18 protein-coding genes are annotated in these 19,177 nt (G+C 74.0%); 11 read left to right on the top strand and 7 right to left on the bottom strand.

The genetic code is table 11. The features are described from left to right. Positions 1-32: 32 nt before the first annotated feature. The 4 genes from M4D82_RS08630 to M4D82_RS08615 form a co-directional block, all read right to left on the bottom strand. Positions 33-209: a hypothetical protein gene (locus tag M4D82_RS08630; protein ID WP_249765476.1), complete on the bottom strand. Its 177-nt coding sequence runs from the start codon at positions 207-209 to the stop codon at positions 33-35. A 104-nt stretch (positions 210-313) separates the two neighbouring features. Beyond that, positions 314-1,507 carry a TerD family protein gene (locus M4D82_RS08625; protein ID WP_249765475.1) on the bottom strand — a complete coding sequence of 398 codons (1,194 nt, stop codon included), beginning with the start codon at positions 1,505-1,507 and terminating at the stop codon, positions 314-316. 105 nt (positions 1,508-1,612) lie between these two features. Then, positions 1,613-1,834 (bottom strand): hypothetical protein, encoded by a 222-nt coding sequence (locus M4D82_RS08620; RefSeq protein WP_249765474.1) that lies wholly within the window; start codon positions 1,832-1,834, stop codon positions 1,613-1,615. 77 nt (positions 1,835-1,911) lie between these two features. After that, a complete protein-coding gene (locus M4D82_RS08615) occupies positions 1,912-3,444 on the bottom strand; it encodes an aldehyde dehydrogenase (NADP(+)) (RefSeq protein WP_249765473.1) in 1,533 nt (510 codons plus the stop codon). A gap of 136 nt (positions 3,445-3,580) precedes the next feature. On the opposite strand from M4D82_RS08615, the gene M4D82_RS08610 reads away from it, so the two are divergent. The 8 genes from M4D82_RS08610 to M4D82_RS08575 all read left to right on the top strand — a co-directional run bounded on the left by M4D82_RS08610 (position 3,581) and on the right by M4D82_RS08575 (position 11,666). After that, positions 3,581-4,423 carry an IclR family transcriptional regulator gene (locus M4D82_RS08610; RefSeq protein ID WP_249765472.1) on the top strand — a complete coding sequence of 281 codons (843 nt, stop codon included), beginning with the start codon at positions 3,581-3,583 and terminating at the stop codon, positions 4,421-4,423. Between the two features lie 115 nt (positions 4,424-4,538). After that, on the top strand, positions 4,539-5,582 hold the full coding sequence (locus tag M4D82_RS08605; protein WP_249765471.1) for a hypothetical protein: 1,044 nt from the start codon (positions 4,539-4,541) through the stop codon (positions 5,580-5,582). Between the two features lie 12 nt (positions 5,583-5,594). Further along, positions 5,595-6,980 (top strand): sensor histidine kinase, encoded by a 1,386-nt coding sequence (locus M4D82_RS08600; protein ID WP_249765470.1) that lies wholly within the window; start codon positions 5,595-5,597, stop codon positions 6,978-6,980. Next, positions 6,977-7,642, top strand: coding sequence for a response regulator transcription factor (locus M4D82_RS08595; protein WP_249765469.1), 666 nt, complete (start codon positions 6,977-6,979; stop codon positions 7,640-7,642). Before M4D82_RS08600 ends, M4D82_RS08595 begins: the two co-directional genes overlap by 4 nt. A gap of 62 nt (positions 7,643-7,704) precedes the next feature. After that, positions 7,705-9,153, top strand: a complete 1,449-nt coding sequence (locus M4D82_RS08590; protein WP_249765468.1) for a peptidoglycan D,D-transpeptidase FtsI family protein — start codon at positions 7,705-7,707, stop codon at positions 9,151-9,153. A gap of 64 nt (positions 9,154-9,217) precedes the next feature. After that, complete coding sequence (locus tag M4D82_RS08585; protein WP_249765467.1) at positions 9,218-9,712, top strand: GNAT family N-acetyltransferase; 495 nt, start codon at positions 9,218-9,220, stop codon at positions 9,710-9,712. A gap of 114 nt (positions 9,713-9,826) precedes the next feature. Beyond that, the gene (locus M4D82_RS08580; RefSeq protein ID WP_249765466.1) at positions 9,827-10,537 is read left to right on the top strand and encodes a DsbA family oxidoreductase; all 711 of its coding nucleotides are present in this window, start codon (positions 9,827-9,829) and stop codon (positions 10,535-10,537) included. A gap of 70 nt (positions 10,538-10,607) precedes the next feature. Continuing rightward, positions 10,608-11,666 (top strand): aminotransferase class V-fold PLP-dependent enzyme, encoded by a 1,059-nt coding sequence (locus M4D82_RS08575; protein ID WP_249765465.1) that lies wholly within the window; start codon positions 10,608-10,610, stop codon positions 11,664-11,666. Positions 11,667-11,802: 136 nt separating this feature from the next. On the opposite strand, the gene M4D82_RS08570 is transcribed toward M4D82_RS08575, so the two are convergent. Beyond that, the gene (locus M4D82_RS08570; RefSeq protein ID WP_249765464.1) at positions 11,803-12,873 is read right to left on the bottom strand and encodes a pyridoxal-phosphate-dependent aminotransferase family protein; all 1,071 of its coding nucleotides are present in this window, start codon (positions 12,871-12,873) and stop codon (positions 11,803-11,805) included. A gap of 62 nt (positions 12,874-12,935) precedes the next feature. Between M4D82_RS08570 and M4D82_RS08565 the strand changes: the two genes are divergently transcribed. Both M4D82_RS08565 and M4D82_RS08560 read left to right on the top strand, forming a co-directional pair. Beyond that, positions 12,936-14,030 (top strand): amidohydrolase family protein, encoded by a 1,095-nt coding sequence (locus M4D82_RS08565; RefSeq protein ID WP_249765463.1) that lies wholly within the window; start codon positions 12,936-12,938, stop codon positions 14,028-14,030. Positions 14,031-14,346: 316 nt separating this feature from the next. Beyond that, a complete protein-coding gene (locus M4D82_RS08560) occupies positions 14,347-15,288 on the top strand; it encodes an SCO1860 family LAETG-anchored protein (RefSeq protein WP_249765462.1) in 942 nt (313 codons plus the stop codon). Between the two features lie 15 nt (positions 15,289-15,303). Here M4D82_RS08560 and M4D82_RS08555 read toward each other — a convergent pair whose 3' ends face one another. Next, the gene (locus tag M4D82_RS08555) at positions 15,304-16,521 is read right to left on the bottom strand and encodes a CapA family protein (RefSeq protein WP_502989055.1); all 1,218 of its coding nucleotides are present in this window, start codon (positions 16,519-16,521) and stop codon (positions 15,304-15,306) included. 406 nt (positions 16,522-16,927) lie between these two features. Next, positions 16,928-18,337: an Rv2231c family histidinol phosphate aminotransferase CobC gene (gene cobC / locus M4D82_RS08550; RefSeq protein WP_249771599.1), complete on the bottom strand. Its 1,410-nt coding sequence runs from the start codon at positions 18,335-18,337 to the stop codon at positions 16,928-16,930. Between the two features lie 113 nt (positions 18,338-18,450). Between cobC and M4D82_RS08545 the strand changes: the two genes are divergently transcribed. Further along, complete coding sequence (locus tag M4D82_RS08545) at positions 18,451-19,176, top strand: ZIP family metal transporter (protein WP_249765460.1); 726 nt, start codon at positions 18,451-18,453, stop codon at positions 19,174-19,176. Position 19,177: the final 1 nt, after the last annotated feature.

Below are 19,177 nucleotides of genomic sequence, written 5' to 3'. Positions count from 1 at the left end.
TCGGTCCGGGAAGGGCTGTCGGTCCAGGAGGCCTACTGGGCCGCGGCGAACTCCGCTCGGGAGGCCGCGGTCCACTCCTCCAGCAGGAACTCGTACGCCTGCGAGGGCCACTCGCCGTCCACACCGGTCTCGACCAGGTGCCGGATCGCCTCGTTCGCCTCTGCGGCGGACGGGCGAGCGGGACCCGCGGGTCGGAGTGTGTTCTGCATGGTTTCCAGGCTAAGGGCGGGCACTGACAGCCACCCCCGGATTACGGGTGGCATCCGTCACCCGATACGGACGCGCCGGCGCCGGCATGTGCCCGCCCACCTGCTCAGAGTGCCTGCGAAGCGGGCTTGACCATGCCGCGCACTGTGCGCGACTTCACAAACTCGCCCATCGCCGTCATCTCCCACTCGCCGGAGAACTGCTTGATCAGCTTCGCCATCATGACGCCGGTCTGCGGCTCGGCGCTCGTGAGGTCGAAGCGGACCAGCTCCTCGCCGCTGGCCGCGTCGATGAGCCGGCAGTAGGCCTTGGCGACCTCGGTGAACTTCTGGCCGGAGAAGGAGTTCACCGTGAAGACCAGGCCCGTGGCCTCGGCGGGCAGCCGGCCGAGGTCCACGACGATCACTTCGTCGTCCCCGGCGCCCTCGCCCGTCAGGTTGTCGCCGGAGTGCTTGATGGAGCCGTTCAGGATGGACAGTTTGTTGAAGTAGCAGCTGTCGATGTGGTTGCGCTGGGGGCCGTAGGCGATGACGGAGGCGTCGAGGTCGATGGCGCGGCCGCGGAAGGCGGGCTCCCAGCCGAGGCCCATCTTGACCTGCGAGAGCAGCGGGCGGCCGCCCTTGACCAGGGAGACCGTCTGGTTCTTCTGGAGGTTGACGCGGCCCTTGTCCAGGTTGATCTTCCCCGCGCCGAGGGGCGCGGCGGGCGGGGCGGCCGGGGGCATGGGGGGCGCGGGGGGCGCCGCCGGGGTGCTCACGGGAGCGGCCGGGATGCTTGCCGGAGCCGCCGCGGGCGGTTCCTCCTCCACGGAGACGCCGAAGTCGGTGGCGATGCCGGCGAGCCCGTTGGCGTACCCCTGGCCGACCGCGCGGACCTTCCACGCGCCGCCGCGCTGGTAGATCTCGACGACGACGAGCGCCGTCTCGGTGCCGAGCCGGGGCGGGGTGAACGTGGCGATCACCGAGCCGCCGACCGCGTCCCGCACGGTGGCGGTGGGCTCGACGCCCTGGAAGCTCTGCCCGGCGGCGTCGGGGCTGGCCGTGACCACGATGCGCTCGATGCCGGGCGGCAGCGCGGCGGTGTCGACGGTGATCGCGTCGGGCGCCGATCCACCACCGGACCGGTAGGTGACACCCGGGCCGGACGGCTGGTTGTAGAAGATGAAGTCGGCGTCGGAACGCACCTTGCCGTCGGCCGTCAGGAGCAGGCCCGAGACGTCGAGCCGCACCGGGGCGGCCACCTCTACCGTCACACGGACGGTGTTGAGCGGCAGGTTGGAACCAGGGGTCATAGCGGTCATGCACCGAGAACGACCGGACCCGCTTTGCCGTTCCCTTACCCTCGCCGAAAGATTCTCGGGGAGGGTCGCGCGGGAGGCTCCGGCAGGCGGTTCGCGCGGGACGGCTCAGCGCCGGTTGCGCGGATGGTTGCGGGCCACCCGCTCGTTGCCGAACTTGTAGGCGCCGGTCCAGCGGGCCATCACGAGCTGCGCGTCACCCGCCTCCACCTCCGCCAGGAACGTGGCGGCCCGGCCCCCGCGCAGGGTGCCCGCCGCACGGCCCCGGTGCGTGATGACGACGGTCTGGTCGCTGCGTACCTCGTACGTGAACCCGTGTGGTCTCGGCATGAGGCGCAGCCTGCCCCGCCGGGCACGGGGCAGGCAACGCGATTACGTCGTAGCGGGCGGACTGATCACCAGGCCGGTCAGCCGGACGCCGGGCCCGTCACGCGGCGGGGCAGGCCCAGCGGGTTGGCCTCGCGCAGTTCCGGCGGGAGCAGGGCGTCGGGGACCGACTGATAGGCCACCGGGCGCAGCCAGCGCTCGATCGCGGTGCCGCCGACCGACGTCGAATGGGAGGTGGCCGCCGGGTAGGGCCCGCCGTGGTGCTGGGCCGGGGCCACGGCCACGCCGGTCGGCCAGCCGTTGACCACGATCCGTCCCGCCAGCGCCGTGACCAGCCCGATCAGCTCGGCGGCCGGTCCCGGGGCGCCCTCGGTCTCGGCGGCCGACAGCTGGAGGGTGGCGCTCAGGTTCCCGCCGAGCCGGCCCAGCACCGCGGCCGCCTCGCCCTGGTCGGCGTAGCGGACCACGACGGTGACGGGGCCGAAGCACTCCTCCAGGAGCACCTCGTACGGGCCCCCCTCCAGCAGGCGCGCGGCCTCGACGGTCAGGAAGCCCGCCCCGACCGAGTGCTCCCCCTGCGCGCCGGGGGCGACGGGGGTGCTCACGCCGGGCAGCGCGGCGCGCTCGCGGGTCCCCGCGACGTACGCGTCCCGCATGCGGTGGTCGAGGAGGACGCCCGGTTCCACGTCGGCCAGGCCCTTGACCAGGGCGGTCACGAGGCCGTCCCCGTCCGGGCCGGCCGGGACCAGGACCAGGCCCGGCTTGACGCAGAACTGGCCGACGCCCAGGGTGACCGAGCCCGCGAGCCCGGATCCGATCTCCTCGGCGCGCTCGGCCGCCGCCGCCGGAGTGACCACGACGGGGTTGAGGGAGCCCAGCTCCCCGTGGAAGGGGATCGGTACGGGTCGGGCGGCGGCGGCGTCGAACAGGGCGCGGCCGCCCCGGATGGAACCGGTGAACCCGGCGGCGGTGACGAGCGGGTGGCGGATCAGCTCCAGCCCGGCGTCGAAACCGTGCACCACCGACACCACGTCGGCCGGCAGCCCGCTCTCCTCGGCGGCCCTGCGCAGCAGCGCGGCGCACAGCTCGGAGGTGGCCGGGTGGTCGGGGTGGGCCTTGACGACCACCGGGCAGCCCGCCGCGAGGGCGCTGGCGGTGTCGCCGCCGGGCACGGAGAAGGCCAGGGGGAAGTTGGAGGCGGCGTAGACGGCGACCACGCCGAGCGGCACCTTGTAGCGGCGCAGTTCGGGGCGGGGCGGGCTGAGGGAGGGGTCGGCGCGGTCGATGCGGATGTCGAGGTACGCGCCCTCCTCGACGGCCCCGGCGAAGGCGCGCAGCTGGCCGGTCGTGCGGGCGAGTTCCCCGGTCAGCCGGCCGGGGCCGAGCGCGGTCTCGGCGTCCGCGCTCTCCACGATCCGGGCGGCGGCCCCGTCGAGCAGGTCGGCGGCGGTCCGCAGGAACGCGGCACGGACGGCGGCCGGGGCGAGCGCCGTACGGGCGGCGTGGGCGGCGCGTACAGCCAGGTCCACCTCCCGGTGTGTGGCCTCCGCCGCAACCTGTTCGCGCTGCTTCCCGGTGCGGGGGTCCACACTCCAGACTGGGGTCGTTGTCATGGCCCGCTACCTCCTGGATCGTTCAGTATTCTGAACGCCGTTCCGGTGGATGAATGATCACTGCTGCTGCGGACTTTATTTCCGCGTCCACCGCGTGACAAGAGGCGATACGGCCGACCAGAGGGGAAGCAGTCGTATGACCACAGTCCAGGCCGGGGGCCCTGACGTCCCCGGGGCCGGTGGAGAGGCCGGCGCGGAGAGCGGCGCGGAGAGCGGCGGGCCGCTGACGGCCGCGCCGGTGAAGTCGGCGGTGCGCACGGTCCTGCTGCTGGAACACTTCGCGGCGCGGCCCGGTCTGCACAGCCTCGCCGACATCCAGAGCGACCTCTCCCTGCCCAAGTCGAGCCTGTACATGCTCCTGCGGACCCTGGTGAACCTGGGGTGGGTGGAGACGGACGCCACCGGCACGCGGTACGGCATCGGCGTACGGGCCCTGCTGGTCGGCAGCTCGTACATCGACGGGGACGAGGTCGTCGCCGCCGCCCGACCCACCCTGGACCGGCTCTCCGACGACACCACCGAGACCATCCACCTGGCCCGGCTGGACGGGACGAGCGTCGTCTACCTCGCCACCCGACCCTCCCGGCACTACCTGCGCCCCTTCACCCGCGTCGGGCGGCGGCTGCCGGTCCACTCCACCGCGCTCGGCAAGGCGTTGCTGGCCACGCACACCGACGAGGAGGTGCGCGGGCTGTTGCCGAAGCGGCTGGAGGCGGTCACGGAGCACACGATCACCGACCGGGAGCGGTTGGTGGAGGAACTCGCGCTGGTGCGGGAGCAGGGGTACGCCGTGGACCGGGAGGAGAACACGCTCGGGCTGCGCTGCTTCGGGGTGGCCATCCCCTACCGCACGCCGGCGCGGGACGCGGTGAGCTGCTCGGTGCCGGTGGCGCGGCTGACGCCGGAGCACGAACGGGCCATCAAGGCGGCGCTGTTCGAGGCGCGCGACCGGCTGTCGGTGGTGACGCGCAGGATGTGAGCTCCGAGGGCGGGCCGCTGATCCTCCTCGGGGTCGGGGTTCCTCCCCCGCGTGGGGGAGGCGGTTCACCTTCGTGGGGGAGGTGGCGCGGAGCCGGACACGGGACCGTGGGGACATGACCACACGACGCGACTCCTCGAAGGGCCTGACGGACTCCGCCGGCCCGACCGGACCCACCTACGGCACGACGACCACGGCCTCCCGCCCGAGGGCCCTCTCCGCTCCCCGGATCGGCAGGGGGCGGCGGGTCCTGCGAGCCGCCGCCATGGCCGCCACCCTGCCGTACCTGGCGCTCAAGGCGGCCTGGCTGGCCGGGAGCGACCTCGGGATACCGGCGGGCAGCGTGCTGCTGGAGCCCGGAGCGTTCTTCGTCGTGGCCAACTCGGTGACGCTGGCGATGGATGCCTGCGTGATCCTGCTCGTGCTGGTGCTGACCCGCCCCTGGGGCCTGCGGGTGCCGGCCCCGCTGCTCACGTTCCCGGTCTTCGTGGCCACCGGACTGCTCACCCCGATCACTGTCGCCTTCCCGGCCCAACTCCTCGTGAGAGCCCTCGGAATGGGCGCGGGAGAGGCGGCGCGGGCCGCCCAGGAGCCCTTCCTCGACCCGTGGGTCTACGGCGTCGTGTACGGCGGCTTCATCGTCCAAGGTCTCGCCCTGGCAGGGCTGTTCGTCCCCTACGCGCGACAGCGTTGGGGCGGCGTCTGGCAGGGCGCGCTCGGCCGGCGGCTCCCGTCTCCCACGGGGGTGGTGGCGGGAGTCGCGGCCGTGACGGGCGCGGTGGTGGGCGCGATACACCTGTACTGGGCCTTCGGGGGCGGCGCCGGGCTGCCCGCGGGGAGGGGAGCGGTGTACTCGGCGGAGACGGGCGTGGTGTCGGCCACGCACGCGCTGTGCGTGCTCGGAGCCGCCGTCGGTGCGGTGGTGTTGGCCCGGGGCGGCCGACTGCCGGCCCGCCGGCCGCTGGCCCTCACGTGGATCTGCGCCGCCGCCGCACTGAACTGGGGCGCCTGGCTGATGCTGGCCGTCCTCGCGCCGGACGGGGGTACCGGTGAGCAGGTCACCGCGGCGATGTTCCTGACCTACGCTGGGCAGACGATCACGGGATTGCTCGCGTCGACCGTCCTCATACGGTCCCTGCGCTCCCGTCACACGGGCTGAGGAGCGCGGGACATGAGCGGGGGCGGCCGGCTGCTTCACACCCTCCGACCACCCCGGGCCCGGTCCCGGGCCTGGTTCCGGGCACAGGCCCGGCTGCGGTGGGTGCACCTGGTCCTCGGCGGGGCCCTGATGATGCCCTACATCCTCCTCAGTCAGGTCTTCGTCACCCTGGCGACCCGATCCGATGTCCTGAACTCCCTGCCGCTGACCCTCGTCGCCTATGCGGCGGCCCTGCCGCTGGTGGCTGTCACCGGACTGTTCGGGTTGGTCAGGCCGCTGTCGGTGGCCGCGGTGCGGCCCCTGTGCGGGGTGCCGGGGGACCGGCTGGCCGAGGGGCCGGCCCGCTCGTGGGCCGCCCGGTGGCGCGCCTCGGCCTGGTGGACCCTCCACCTGGGGGTCGGGGCGCTGATCAGCGGGGTGAGCCTCGCCATACCGCCCATGGCGGTCGTGTTGATCGCCCTGCCGTTGGTGCCCTCCCTGCGCGAGACCCGGTACGGCTTCGGGTGGTTCAGCACCGAGGCCGCGCCCGTCGTCGCCCCGATGCTCGGGGCGGGCCTGCTGGTCGCGCTGGCCCTGTGCTGCGGCGCGGTCGGAATGCTACTGGCCCGGCTGGCCCCCGTACTCCTCGGGCCGACGGCGGCGGACCGGCTCGCGGCCGCCGAGGAACGGGCCGCCGAGCTGGCCGTGCGCAACCGGCTGGCGCGGGAGTTGCACGACGCCGTCGGGCACGCGCTGAGCGCCGTCACCCTCCAGGCGGCGGCTGCCCGGCGGGTGCTCGACAGCGACCCGGAGTTCGTCCGCGAGGCGCTCACCGCGATCCAGGACACCACCCGGCGCACCGTGGGCGAACTGGACGCCGTGCTAGGCCTGCTGCGTGACGGCGACCCGAACCGCGCCGACACCGCACCCGCTCCGACCCTGGCCGCCGACCTCGACGGCCTCCTGGCCCGCACCCGGGCAGGCGGCACCCTCGTCACCTGCCGGCAGGACCCGGGGCGACTCGGGGACTGGTCACAGCTCCCGGCGATCACCTCCCGCGAGGCGTACCGCATCGTCCAGGAGGGCCTGAGCAACGCCCTGCGCCACGGCGCCGGCCCGGTCGCCCTGGACATCCGGCTGCACACCACCGACGGACAGCGAGAACTGGAGATCCTGTTGACCAATCCGCCCGCGCCCTCCCGCCCCGGCCCCGACGGGCGGGCGGAGCGCAGCACCGGTGGCCGCGGCCTGAAGGGCGCCGCCGAGCGGGCCGCCCTGCTCGGCGGCCGGATCGAGGCCGGGCCGTACGAAGGGGGCTGGCGGCTGCGCGCCGTCCTGCCGCTGGGCCACACCGGCCACAGCGGCAGCACCGGCCACACCGGCGGCACCGGCGTTGTCGCGGACGGGGGTGTCCGATGAGCCGGCCGCCGCTGCGCGTGGTCGTCGCCGACGACGAGCGGATGGTCCGCACCGCCCTGCGGGTCATCCTCGACGCCGAAGCCGATCTGGAGGTCGTCGGCGAGGCCGCCTCCGGCGCCGAGGCCGTCTCGGTCGTCCGCGCCCTCGCCCCCGACGTCGTCCTGATGGACGTCCGGATGCCCGAGATCGACGGCATCCGGGCCACCGAGCAGATCCTGAGGTCCATGGCCGACCCGCCGCGGATCGTCGTCGTCACCACCTTCGAGAACGACGCCTACGTCTACGACGCGCTGCGCGCCGGCGCCTGCGGGTTCCTCCTCAAGCGGGCCGACCCCGACGAGCTGATCGGCGCGATCCGGCTCGTCGCCCGGGGCGACTCGCTGCTCTTCCCGGCGGCCGTCCGCTCCCTGGCCGCCGCCCACGCGGCGGCCACGCGGCCGGCCGCCCCGCCTTGGGCCGGCCGGCTCACCGAGCGCGAGGCGGAGGTCCTGCGCCTCATGGCCAACGGGCTCACCAACCAGGAGATCGGCGAGCGCCTCGGCGTCGGCCCGCAGACGATCAAGACGCACGTGGCGGGCGTCCTCGCCAAGACGGGCTCACGGGACCGCACCCAGGCCGTCATCGCCGCCTACGAGGGAGGCTTCATCCTGAAGAAAAGCTGAGAAGCCGGACACAATCGGGGCAGAGCGGAACGTCCGGGGTCGCTGACGCGTCCTTCTGGGGGATGAACAAGACGATCAGGCGTGCGTCGGTCTTCTGTCTGCTTCTGGTGCTGGCCCTCATGGTGCGGGTGACCTGGGTGCAGGCATATCAAGGCCAGGCCCTCGCAGACGACAAGAACAACCGGCGCAACCTCATCGGGCAGTACGAGAACCCGTTGGGGAACATCATCGTGGGCGGGGAGGCGATCACCGGTTCCACGAAGACGGGCGGCAAGGACTTCGGGTACAAGCGGACCTACGTCGACGGCCCCCTCTACGCGCCGATCACCGGCTACAGCTCCCAGGCCTACGGCACGAGCATGCTGGAGGGCGTCTACAAGAACATCCTCAACGGCTCCGACAGCCGGCTGAAGACGATCATGGACACCCTCACCAACAAGCGCGCCGACCCGGGCAACGTGCTGACCACCATCGACAAGGACGTACAGAAGGCCGCCTACGACGCCCTCGACGGCAAGCAGGGCGCGGCCGTGGCCATCGACCCGGCGACCGGCGCGATCCTCGGCGTCGTCAACAACCCCTCCTACGACCCGGGCCGCATCGCCGGCGCCAACGACGCCGCCGCCTGGCAGGAACTGTCGGCCGACAAGGGCAAGGCCATGGAGAACGTGGCGCTGCGCAAGCCGCAGGCACCCGGCTCCACGTTCAAGCTGGTCACCCTGGCGGCGGCCATCGAGAACGGCCTCGTCACCAGCATCGACGCGCAGACCGGCATCGCGGCCCCGTACACGATCCCCGGCACCCGCACGAAGCTGCCCAGCGAGGCGGGCGACGCGGCCTGCAACAACGTCTCGGCCCGCACCGCCCTCAAGCTGTCCTGCAACAACGTCTTCGCGGAACTGGCCTCCAAGCTGGGCCAGGACAAGATGCGGGCGATGGCCGAGAAGCTCGGCTTCAACACGCAGATCGACACCCCGGTCCGCACCAACCCGCCCAGCAAGTACCCGTCGAAGAAGCTGTCCGTCGACCAGGTCGCGCAGACCGGTATCGGCCAGTTCGACGTCCAGGCGACCCCGCTCCAGATGGCCATGGTGACCGCCGCCATCGAGAACGGCGGCAAGCTGGTCGCCCCGCACATGGTCTCCGAGGTGACCGACGCCGACGGGAACGTGCTGGAGAGCTTCAAGGACCCGAAGTCGCAGCAGGTCATGGACGCGAAGACCGCCTCGATGCTCCAGGACGCCATGCGCACGGTCGCCACCGAGGGCGGCGGCAAGCCCGCCCAGGTGCCGGGCGCCGAGGTGGGCGGCAAGACGGGCACCGCCCAGCGCGGCGTGGACAACAACATCCCGCCGCTCGCCTGGTTCACCTCGTACGCCAAGGCCGGTGGCAAGCAGATCGCCGTGGCCGTGATGATCGAGAACTCGGACACCGACCGCTCCGAGATCGGCGGCGGCAAGCTGGCCGCGCCGATCGCCCAGAAGATGATGGCGGCGTGGCTGAAGAAGTAGCCACAGCTGCCGCGAGGCCGACGCGCCGGGAACCGAACAGGGTTTCCGGCGCGTTCCCCTTCTCATGATCAGGACCGCGCTGCCTTCCGACCTCGACGCCATCGCCGCCCTCCACGCCCGCGCCCGTGCCACCTACTACCGGGGCCACCTCGCCGAGGGCGCCCACGCGGGCTCGGTGGAGATCGCCCGCTACCGCGAGGGCTGGTCCCGGGCCGTGGCCCGGGACGCGAGCGAGGGCGCGGTGTTCTGCGCCGAGCGGGACGGCCGGGTCACGGGCGTGGCGGCCTTCCTCACCGCCGACGGCCTGACCACCCTCACCCAGCTCCACGTCGACCCCGACCACTGGCGCCAGGGCACCGGCGCCGCCCTGCACGCCGCGTGCCTCGACGCCTGGCGCCGTGCGGGCGTCGACCGCGTCCGCCTGGAGGTCTACGAGCACAACCTCCGCGCCCAGGCCTTCTACGCCTCCCACGGCTGGCGCCCCGACCCGGACACCACCCCCTCCGGCTCCCACCTCACCCTGTGGCTCCGGGTGGCGGAGCGCACACCCACCCCCTGACGTCCGGGAACGGGACGGGAATGGGACGCACCGGCGGGTGGTTGGGACGGATGGTTGAAGCGAAAACCGTACGCTTTCAATCGTTCAGTCCGCGAACCGGAGAGAAGAAGGAACATGCGCGTCGAGATCTGGAGCGACATCGCCTGCCCGTGGTGCTACATCGGCAAGGCCCGTTTCACCAAGGGGCTGGCCGATTTCGCGCACCGTGACGAGATCGAGGTCGTCTTCCGTTCCTTCGAGCTCGACCCGCACGGCCCCAAGGGCGTCACCGCACCCGTCGTCGACATGCTCGCCAAGAAGTACGGCCGCACCCTCGACGAGGCGCGCGGCATGGAGGAGCACGTGGCCGCCGCCGCGCGCGCCGACGGCCTGGAGTACCGGATCGAGGGACGCGACCACGGCAACACCTTCGACATCCACCGCCTGCTGCACCTCGCCGCCGCCCGGGGCCGCCAGGAGGAACTGCTCGACCTCGTCTTCCGCGCCAACTTCGCCGAGGAGCGCTCCGTCTTCGACCCCGAGGTGCTGGTGACGCTCGCCGTCGAGGCCGGCCTGGAGGAGACCGAGGTCCGTACGGTCCTCGCCGATGACTCCGCCTACGCCGACGAGGTCCGCGCCGACGAGCGCGAGGCGGCCGAACTCGGCGCCAACGCCGTCCCGTTCTTCGTCCTCGACCGCCGCTACGGAATCTCCGGAGGCCAGCCGGCCGAGGTGTTCACGCAGGCCCTGGAACAGGCCTGGGCCGGCCGCGAGGTCCCCGAGCCGGCCCCGGCGGCCGACGCCTGCACCCCCGACGGCGCCTGCGCCGTCCCCACCGCTCCATAAGGCTTCCTTGGGGCGGCGACAGGAGAATTGACAATGGACGGGGAGACGTTCGTGGCCCAGAGTTGAGGCCATGGATCTCTCGCTGTCCGACGTGTCCCGTGCCGAGTTCGCGCATTCGACCACCTACCTGAACACCGCCACCTGCGGCGTCCTGCCGCGCGCCGCCGTCGCCGAGGTACGCGCGCTGGCCGAGGCGGCGGGGGCCGGGATCGCCGCCGGATTCGGGGACTTCGACCGCGTGAACCGGGTACGGGACTCCTTCGCCCGGCTGGTCGGCGTCGACCCGTCCCGGGTCGCCGTCGGCTCGACCGTGGCCACCCACGTCGGCCTGGTCGCGGCGGCGCTGCCGCCCGGCGCCGAAGTCCTCGTCCCCGAGGGCGACTTCGCCTCCGTCATGAACCCCTTCGTGGTGCGCGGCGACCTCAAGGTCCGCTTCGCCCCGCTGGAGACCATCGCGGAGGCCGTCGGCCCGGACACCGCGCTGGTCTCGCTGAGCGCCGTACAGTCCGCCGACGGACGCGAGGCCGACCTCGCCGCCGTCCGCGCGGCGACCACCGCCCACGGCGCCCGGATGCTCGTGGACGCCACCCAGGCGGCGGGCTGGCTGCCCTTCGACGCCACGCCCTACGACTACACCGTCACGGCCGGGTACAAGTGGCTGCTCGGCGGGCGCGGGGCCTCGTACCTGACCGTCTCGCAGGAGGCGGAGGCGACACTGACCCCGCTGCACGCCGGCTGGGTGGCCGGCGCGTCGATCTGGGAGTCCACCTACGGCCCCATGCCCGAACTGGCCCCCGGCGCCCGCCGCTTCGACGAGTCCCCGGCCTTCCTCGCCTACCACGCCGCCGAACCGTCCCTGGCGCTGCTGGAGCGGATCGGCATCGACGCCGTCCACGCCCACGACAGCGCCCTGGCCGCCCGCTACCGGGCCGGTCTCGCCCGCCTCGGCCACGAACCCGTACCGGGCACGGCCCCCATCGTCTCCGTCCCCGGCCTCGCGCACCGCCAGGCGGAGCTGCTGGCCGCCGGAGTGGCCACCGCCGCCCGCGCGGGCGCCCTGCGGGCCTCGTTCCACCTGTACAACACGGAGGCGGACGTGGACCGCCTGCTGGACGTCCTCTCGGACTGAAGCGCCAACGCGCCAACGCGCCAACGCGCCAACGCGCCAACGCGCCAACGCGCCAACGCGCCGACGCGCCGACGCGCCGACGCGCCCCCGCGCTGCCCGTGTGGTCCCTGGTACGCCGACCCGCGCCCGCCGCCTCCTACCGCCAGGCCGCCGACGCCGCCGCGAGGGCCGGGGCCGGGTCGGCGCCCAGGGCCGAGGCGAGGGCGCGCAGCGCGTCCTCGACCGCCTCGGGCGCGGCCGCCGAGCCGTAGTGGTTGACCCGGACCATCTCCCCGGCCAGCGCCCCGCCGCCCGCCGCCAGGGCGGCGGAGGGCCGCGCCGCCAGCGCCTTCGCCACCACCGTGGAGGCGTCCGCGACCCGCAGCGTGGTCGCCACCGGCGCCGCCTGCGCCGGGTCGGCGACCCACGGCGCGACACCGAGCGCCGCCGCGCCCGCCCGCGTGGCGCGGGCGGCGACCGCGTGCCGGCCCAGGACGTTCTCCAGACCCTCCCGCGCGATGCCCTCCAGGCACGCCTCCAGCGCCAGCATCTCCAGCTGCGCCGGCGCGTGCAGCAGCGCCTTGCGCCCGCCGTCGATCCACCGCTCCTTCCAGTCCAACAGGGACAGGTAGGAGCGGCGCGGCGCCGCCGGGTTCGCGGCGAACCGCTCCCACGCGCGCTCCGAGACCGACACCGCCGAGACGCCCGCCGGGCCGCCCATCGCCTTCTGCGCGCCGATCACGCACAGGTCCACGCCCCAGGCGTCCGGCAGCAGCGGCTCGGCGCCGACGGAGGCCACCGCGTCCAGCATGAACAGCGCCCCGTGGGCCCGTACGGCCTCGCCGATCTCCGCGACCGGGTTCGTGTTGCCGGTGGCGGCCTCGGCGTGCACCAGCGACACGAAGTCGATCTCCGGGCGTTCGGCCAGGGCGCGCGCCACCCGCTCACCGCTCACCGCCGTGTCGAAGGGGACCGCCAGGTCCACCACGTCGGCCCCGGCGTCGCGCAGCCAATTGCCGAAGGTGGTCCCGTATGGGCCGGTCACGATGTTCAGCGCCACCGAACCGGGGCGCGCGCCCGAGCGGATGCAGCCCTCCAGCGGCAGCAGCGCCTCGCCCTGGGTGATCACCACGTCCTGCCGGGTGCCCAGGAGTTCGGCGACGCCCCGCTCGATCGAGGCGAAACGCTCGGCGTCGAGCGGCGGAAGGTCCAGCAGGGGGTGGGTCACGGCGGTGCTCTCCTCGTAGGGTCTCCGGGTGAGCGTATCCGGCGCGCGCGTAGGGTGCCGATATGAGTGATCACAACGGTGTGCTCCATGTGAAGGGACGAGTGCTCGTCGGGCCCCACGAGGCGCGCGACGAACTCTGGGTCGTCGGTGGCCGGATCTCCTACGAGCGGCCGACCGCCGCCCGCGAGGTCACCACGGTCACCGGCTGGGTCCTGCCCGGCCTGGTCGACGCCCACTGCCACGTGGGCCTGGACGCGCACGGGCCGGTCGACGCCGCGACCGCCGAACAGCAGGCCCTCGCCGACCGCGACGCCGGCACGCTGCTGATCCGCGACGCCGGATCGCCGTCCGACACCCGCTGGATCGACGGGCGCGAGGACCTCCCGAAGATCATCCGCGCGGGCCGGCACATCGCCCGCACCCGCCGCTACATCCGCAACTACGCGCACGAGATCGAGCCCGACGAACTGGTGGCGTACGTGGCCCGGGAGGCCCGGCGCGGCGACGGCTGGGTCAAGCTCGTCGGCGACTGGATCGACCGGGACGCGGGCGACCTGACCGCCTGCTGGCCGCGCGCCGAGGTGGAGGCCGCCATCGCCGAGGCCCACCGCCTCGGGGCCCGCGTCACGGCGCACTGCTTCGCCGAGGACTCGCTCCGGGACCTGGTCGAGGCGGGCATCGACTGCATCGAGCACGCCACGGGTCTCACCGAGGACACCATCCCGCTCTTCGCGGAGCGCGGGGTGGCGATCGTCCCGACCCTCGTCAACATCGCGACGTTCCCGAAGCTGGCGGCCGGCGGCGAGACGAAGTTCCCCCGCTGGTCGGCGCACATGCGCAGGCTGCACGAGCGGCGCTACGACACCGTACGGTCCGCCTGGGACGCGGGGATCGGCGTCTACGTCGGCACGGACGCGGGCGGTTCCCTGCCGCACGGGCTCGTCGCGGCCGAGGTGGCCGAGCTGGTGAAGGCCGGGATCCCGCCGCTGGACGCGCTCTCGGCGACGACCTGGGGCGCCCGCTCCTGGCTGGGCCGGCCCGGCCTGGTGGAGGGAGCGCCGGCCGACCTCGTGGTGTACGCGGAGGACCCACGGGCCGACGTACGGGCCCTGGCGCGGCCGGAGCGGGTGGTCGTGAACGGGGCGGTGCGGGCGTAGCGGTCGCCGAGCAGGGTGGCCGTAGGTGTCGAGTACGGCCGGCGGGCGTCGAGTTGACGGGGCGTGACGTCGGCGTCCCGTCCGTCGTTGTAATGGCCTGAAACGGTCGTTGGAGAGGTGCTCGGGGAACGCACGGGGCGCGTGGGGCGTCAAAAATCGAATACACGCGTGGAAACCACCCTTTGGGGTGAACTAACCGTAGGTTCCCGCCCGTTCACCCACAGTGCGTAAAACTTCGAGCGTCGAAGCCGTCGGCGCGCGCGATGTCCCCCATTGGCGGCGCGACGGCGCCCATCTCTCCGGGGGTTCCACCACCTTGAACAGCAACACCTTCCGCCTGCCCGCGGCCGCGCTCCTCGCCACGGGGGCGGTCGCCCTGCTCACCGCCCCGCCCGCCCTCGCCACGGGCGGCGGCGGGGCCACGGGCGAGGGCAGGTCCGGAGCCGTCGTCCTGCGGACCGGTCTGGACGTCGGCCTGCTCAACAAGTCCGTCCACCTGCCGCTGAAGGCCACCCTCAATGAAGTCAGCGCCCCCGGCGCGGCCGAGAAGACGGCCCTGACCGTCACCCTCGACGGCGCCGAACAGGGCCGACCGGTCAGCGTGCTGAAGGCGGACGTCGCCACCTCCAAGGCCACCGCCGACAAGAACCGCGCCGAGGCCGAGGCCAACCTCGCCCACGCCAAGGTGCACGTGCCGGGCCTGCCGAGCCTCTCGCTCATCGAGGTGGAGAAGGTCACCTCCAAGGCCGTCTGCGAGGCCGGGAAGAAGCCGGTGGCCACCTCGAACGTCCTCGGCACCGTCACGGCCCTCGGCAAGAAGGTCACCCTCACGGCGGGCGGCCCCAGCAAGGTCGAGGTCCCGGGCGTCGGACTGGTCAGCCTGGAGCTGTCCGCCACGGAGACCACCTCCACCACGGCCGCCGCGGCCGCGCTGCGGCTCAAGGTCTCCGTCAACCCGCTGAACCTGAACGTGGCCCAGGTGGACGGCGAGATCGTCCTCGCGGAAGCGCACTGCGCGTCCCCGAAGGGCCCCGCGCCGAGCCCCTCCGCGAAGCCGGACGCCAAGCCCGACGCCAAGCCCGACGTCAAGCCGCAGACCGGCGCGGTCACCTCGGGCGGCTCCGGCACCTCCGTCACCCAGGCCAACCTCGCCGAGACCGGCGCCGGTTCGGTCACCCCGTACGTCACCGGCGGCGCGCTGCTCCTCCTCGGCATCGGCGCGGCCGCCCTCGTGGTGACCCGCCGCGGCCGGGCCTGACGGCCCGGCGTCGAGTCAGCGCGTCGCGCGCTCCAGGCCCGACGCGGCCGCGCCGCGTGACGTCACGGCGGCGGAGACCTCCTTGTCGATCCGGCCGTATTCGGTGCGCTTGGCCGCCGGCAGGGAGGCGTCGCCCTCGGCGCAGGAGGCGCAGACGACGCGGAAGGGCGGCCCCATGTCCGAGTACTGCGTGAGGTATTCGGCCTTCACCACCTCCCAGCGGCCCGCGTGCGAGGCCGACGGGGCGAAGGTGAAGCGGGGGATCGAGGACTGGTTTCCGCGGAGCTTGTCGGCCGGTACGAAGCTGGCCACCTGATCGCCCATCCCGAACACCACCCACGTGCCGTTGATCTTCTCGTACGGTTGCGGCACGTGGTTGTGGGTGCCGATGACGAGGTCGATGTCGGGCAGTCCGTCCATGCCCCGGGAGGCGGTCAACGCCTGCGACAGATCACGTTGCTGCTGGTCGGGGGCCGTCTGCCACTCGGAGCCCCAGTGGATGCTGAGCACCACCACGTGGGCGCCCGCGGCGCGGGCGGCGCGGGCGTCGGCGATGATCCGGTCCGCGTCGATGAGGTTGACGGCCCACGGCTTGCCCTGGGGGAGCGGGATGCCGTTCGTGCCGTACGTGTACGACAGCTGGGCCACCTTCGCGCCGCCGGCCGTCAGCAGCGCCGGGGCCTTGGCCTCGTCGGCGTTGCGGGCCGACCCGACGTGCCGGATGCCGGCCCGGTCGAGGTGGTCCAGGGTGCGGACGAGGCCGTCGTAGCCGTCGTCCAGGGTGTGGTTCGAAGCGGTGGAGCAGCTGTCGTAGCCGGCGTCCTTCAGGGCGTCGGCCAGCTGGTGCGGGGCCTTGAAGGTGGGATAGCCGGTGTAGGGGCCGCCCGGCTTCCCGTACGGTATCTCGTGATGGCATATCGCCAGGTCAGCGGCGGACACCAGGGGTTTGACCCCGGCGAGTATCTTCCGGAAGTCGTACTCCCCGGCCCGCCCCGCGTCGGTCGCCGCGCGCTGGACGATCGACGGGTACGGGATGATGTCGCCCGTCGCCACGAGGGTGAAGGGGGACCCCTTGCCGTCGGACGCGCCCGGCGAGGTGCCCGGTTCGGCCCCGAGCCGCTGCTGCGCCGAGGGCCCGGCCGCGCCGTCCAGCAGCCGGGGCGCGACGAACACCGCGCCGCCCACCACCGCCACCCCCGCCAGGGCCATGCCTATGCGCGCCGCTGCCTTCATGCCGTCCCGCCCCTCCTCGTCGCGCCGCGTCGCGCGGCCGGTGGCGTCATCGTAGGCGTGCGCGACGGCCGCCCGCGCAACGAAACGGCCCGTACGGGCGACCCGCCCGCCGGCCCGTCGCCGGGACACCCGCCGACGTCGGGCCCCACCGAACGCTCCCCGTCCCGGGGCGCCCGTCGTCGGCCGTGCCGTACGGGTACCCGCCGGCGTCGGCCCGCGCCGGACGCTCCGCGTTCCGCGGTGTCCGGCGTCGGGGGCGTCGCCGGGGCACCCGCCGGCGTCGGGCCGCACTGGACGTTTCCCGTCCCCGGCCGCGTCGTCCGGGCACCCGCCGGCGTCGGGCACGCGCCGGACGCTCCGCGTTCCGCGACACCCGGGCCCGCCCGGCCCGCCCGGCCCCCTTCCCTCAGCGGGCGGTCAGGGCCAGCGCGTGGTCCAGGGCCTGGAGCAGACGGCCGGTCGTCGCCCGGTCGCGGACCGCCAGGCGCAGCCACGACGCGTCGAGCCCCGGGAAGGTGTCCCCGCGCCGCACCGCGAAGCCCAGCGCCCGCAGCCGGGTCCGGATCTCCGCCGCGCCCTCGACGCGGATCAGGACGAACGGCCCCCGCGCCGCCCCGACGGCCGTGATCTCCTCGAACTCCGCGAGCCCGGCCAACAGGTGCTCCCGGTCCACCTCGATGCGCCGCGCCGCCTCCTCCGCCTCGGCCAGCGCCCGCGGCGACACGCACGCCTCCGCCGCGATCAGGGCCGGCGTCGACACGGGCCACAGCGGCTGCGCCGCCGCCAGCTTCGCGATCACCTCCGGCTCGGCCAGGACGTAGCCGATCCGCAGCCCCGCCAGCCCCCAGGTCTTGGTCAGGCTCCGCAACACCACGAGCCCCGGCACGTCCAGGCGCCCGGCCAGGGCCTCCCGCTCCCCGGGGACGGCGTCCATGAAGGCCTCGTCCACCACCAGGATCCGGCCGGGCCGGGCCAGCGCGGTCAGGGTCGTCGCCGGGTGCAGCACGGACGTCGGGTTCGTCGGGTTGCCGACCACCACCAGGTCCGCGTCGTGCGGCACCGCCGCCGGGTCCAGCCGGAAGCCGTCCTCGGCGCGCAACAGCACCCGTTCCACCCGGTGGCCCGCGTCGCGCAGGGCCGCCTCCGGCTCGGTGAACTGCGGATGCACCACGACCGGCCGTACGGCGCCCAGGGCCCGCGCGATCAGCACGAACGCCTCCGCCGCCCCCGCCGTCAACAGCACCCGCTCGACCGGCAGCCCGTGCCGGGCCGCCACCGCCGCCCGCGCCGCCCGGCCGTCCGGGTACGCGGCGAGGTCCCCGAGGCAGTCCGCGATCCGCTGCCGCAGCCACTCCGGCGGCGTGTTCGACCGTACGTTCACCGCGAGGTCCACGAGCGCGCCGCCCGCGTCCACCACCTCCGCGTCCCCGTGGTGGCGCAGGTCGTGCTCGGGCGCCGAAGCCACGGCGCAGGTCGCCGCCACCGAACGCCGCTTGGGTACGAGGAGTTCCCCGCCGCCCGCCAGCGCCGCGGCCTCCGCCACCGAGGCGGTCCCGGCCGCGTCCCGGACGACCCCCGAGGGGTGCGGGACCCGGATGCCGGCCAACTCCTCGGCGGGATAGCCCACCAACGGCACGCCGAATCGTTTCGCCGCACCCGCGAGACCCGGCTCCCGGGTCTTCGCCGCCACGGTCGCCAGCGCCGTCACCGCCTCGGCGCTCAGCCCGGCACCCCGCAGGGTCTCCTCGACCAGCGCGCAGACCTCCGCGACGGAAACGCCCGCCCGACCGCCCACCCCGACCACCAACCGGGTCACGTGCTCGCCCACCCGGGGCCTCCCTCCAGGGTCATCCGTCTCGTCAACACGGTGGCGTCCGCCACCCGCGCGCGGAAGTGCGCGCCCGCCCGCCAGTCTGTATGCAGGGGCACATGGCGGTCATCGTGGCTCTGGGCGCGTTCCTCATGACGCTGGCGGGCGGCTGGACGGCGCAACGCGTCACCGACCGCCGCCACCTCGTGCTCGGCCTGGCCGGCGGGCTGATGCTCGGCGTCGTCGGCCTCGACCTGCTGCCCGAGGCCATGCACGCCGCGGGCCGCGAGATCCTCGGCGTACCGCTCGCCCTGCTGCTCTTCGTCGCCGGCTTCCTGGCCGCCCACGTCGTGGAACGCGTCCTGGCCGTACGCCAGGCCGCGCACGGCGGGGAGAACGGCGCGCGGGTCCCGCAGGTCGGGCTCACCGCGGCCGCCGCGATGGTCGGCCACAGCGTCGCCGACGGGGTGGCGCTGGGCGCCGCCTTCCAGGTCGGCGGCGGCATGGGCGTGGCCGTGGCGCTGGCCGTCATCACCCACGACTTCGCCGACGGGTTCAACACGTACACGCTCACCAGCCTGTACGGGAACGCCCGCCGCCGGGCCCTCGCGATGCTCTTCGCCGACGCCGTGGCGCCCGTCGTCGGCGCCGCGTCCACCTTGCTGTTCACCCTTCCGAAGGAACCGCTCGGGGCGTACCTCGGCTTCTTCGGCGGCGCCCTGCTGTACCTGGCGGCGGCGGAGATCCTGCCCGAGGCGCACCACCGCCACCCCGCCCTGTCCACGCTGATGTGCACGGTGGGCGGGGTGGCCGGGATCTGGCTGGTGGTGGGCCTCGCGGAGTGAG

Source organism: Streptomyces sp. RerS4 (assembly GCF_023515955.1).
Lineage (GTDB): Bacteria > Actinomycetota > Actinomycetes > Streptomycetales > Streptomycetaceae > Streptomyces.
This window is presented reverse-complemented; position numbering and strand designations above follow the sequence as displayed.